The organism is Spirosoma sp. 48-14 (genome assembly GCF_001898575.1).
Classification (GTDB): domain Bacteria; phylum Bacteroidota; class Bacteroidia; order Cytophagales; family Spirosomataceae; genus Spirosoma.
Genome location: NZ_MKUD01000007.1, coordinates 3,398 through 5,861, shown reverse-complemented (window position 1 = coordinate 5,861; position 2,464 = coordinate 3,398). Strand labels below are relative to the sequence as shown.

Below are 2,464 nucleotides of genomic sequence, written 5' to 3'. Positions count from 1 at the left end.
CACTCACCATGTAGGTGCCCGCCGACAGGTTCACCAGGCTGGCACTGCTGCCCACCACGATGCCCGCAGCGCTGGTCCACTGGTAGCTGTAATTGCCACTGCCATTGCTGACCTGCACACTGGCGCTGCCATTGGCCACCCCACAGGAGGTCGACGACACCTGAGCCACGATCAACGGCGCACTCGTCGAGGAAATCGTCACTTGTTTCTGACCCGTACAACCCTTGCTGTCGGTCACACTCACCGTGTACACACCCGGTGCCAGTCCTTGAGCCACTGAACTGCTGGAAACCACACTACCCGACGCGTTGGTCCACTGGTAGGTGTAGGGGGCTACCCCGCTACCCGCGTTGACCACCACTGTGGCAATGCCATTGGCCTGACCACACTGGGCCAGGGTGGTACCCGTGTTCAGCCCCAGGGCCGTACACACCGTACATGAGGCTGGGGGAACAATCACCACTTTGGGGCTACAGCCGTTGGTAGTCGTCACCGTCACACTCACCGGGATGCCTGAAGGAATGCCACTGATCACCCCATTAGACGCCACACCCTGGTTCACCTGCACACTCGTACCCGCAGCAACCGTATAGCTCACTTCATACGTGGAGCTACCCGCCACACACTCAGGACCACTCAGAGTGATCGCTGGATTCTCGCAGGGGTTGGTGCACGAAGCCGGACTCACCACCGTCACCCGCGTTACGCAGGTGCCGCTGCCCGTTGCCGTTACCTGTACATTCTGGCCCAGCGGGATGTTCTCGATCACCCGGGAGACCGTATTGACGTTACCCACGTTACTGCTTACACTACCGGTACCCACCAGTCGGTAGCTCACCGTGTAGAAGCCCGTGCCCTGACACAGTGGCTGACCCACCGACAAACGAGGGGGGGTACAGTTGTTGTTGCCGTTATTACTACAACCCGTCGGCGAATCGGCCGTCAGCACGTTGTAACAGCCCACTCCATTGCTGGCTGTCACGCTGATCGGTGTACCGATCGGGATATTAACAATCGACGCTCCACTCACCTGACCCGCACTAGGAATCAGATTGGTGGTACTGCTAATCAGGGATATACTATAGAAGCCATTGCCCGCACAGATCGGATCTACCAGTGAGAGGATTGGTTTCTCACAAACGACTGGACAAGTTGTAATGCTGATCGGACAGCACAAACTGGTACTACAACCTGTTGCGGCCTCCAAAGCACTATAACTGTACAGCCCGGCTGCCGTTGCCACGTAGTCGATGCTGGTTGCTCCCGGAATAGCTACCCCATCCTTATACCATTGCACATTGGTATACATACTACCTGCCGTAAGGGTAAAGGACGTTTTTGCCCCGCAAAGTGTATAACTAGCCGGTACACAGTTGATCGATACCGGTATCAGCCCCGCATCGACGGTCAGCTCCTGCTGGCCTGCTGTCAGGCTGTAAACCGACGTCTGACCACCGACGCCCGCATCGCTATCCGTCGCATCATTGCCCACATTGGCACTGGTAAAGGTCATGCCACTGGGAGCCGTGAACTTCACGTAGTAGCTACCCGGGTCCAGATTCGTAAATAAGTATTTGCCATTGGCATCGGTCACCGTGGTACTGATGGGCTGGTTGGTGGTCGCATTGTAGAGCACCGCCGTCACACTAGCCACACCCGTCTCGGTGGGATCCTGCTGACCATTCTGATTCGTGTCGAACCACACATAGTCACCCAGAGACGCCTTCACCACAGGCGTTACATTGATCACCTCGGGATCAGAGTCGTCCTCATCCTGCGAGGGGTTGTTCTTGTGATCCCCACTAGTGTCATCATTGACCGGCGTACCATCGTTATTCGGATTGTTGTCCGGATCGGAATCCTTGTCGGGCAAGTTCTGAGCATTGCCCGCACTGCTGATCTCAGCCGTGTTGGTCAGGCTACCCGTTACGCCCGAACCTACCGTGAAGACGATGTTGCGCGTGGTGCTCTGACCCGCTGGCAGACTGGCAATCACACTGTTGAGCGTCGCTAGACTACCGCTGGCTGTCCAATTTCCATCGTTCAGCGTCAGCCCAGTCGGGATGTAATCCGTCACCTGAACATTGGTCGCGTCCACGTTGCCCTGGTTGTAGACCGTCACCGTAAAGGTTACGCTGCTACCAGGAGTGACGTTGGCCGACTGACCTGCCGCCAGCGTTTTCTTCAACGCCAAGTCGAAGACAGGAGCTGGACTCACATTGATCACCTCAGGGTCGGAGTCATCCTCGTCCTGCGATGGGTTGTTCTTGTGATCCCCACTAGTGTCATCATTGACCGGCGTACCATCGTTGTTGGGATTGTTGTCCGGATCGGAATCCTTATCGGGTAGATTCTGGGCATTGCCCGCACTGCTGATCTCAGCCGTGTTGGTCAGGCTACCCGTTACGCCCGAACCTACCGTGAAGACGATATTGCGCGTGGTGCTCTGACCCGCGGGCAGACT

At 56.9% G+C, this 2,464-nt stretch carries 1 protein-coding gene; it reads right to left on the bottom strand.

All coding sequences use genetic code 11. From position 1 onward, the window contains the following. A partial coding sequence (locus BGO59_RS06685) for an SdrD B-like domain-containing protein (RefSeq protein WP_293682487.1) occupies positions 1-2,464 on the bottom strand: 2,464 nt, incomplete at both ends.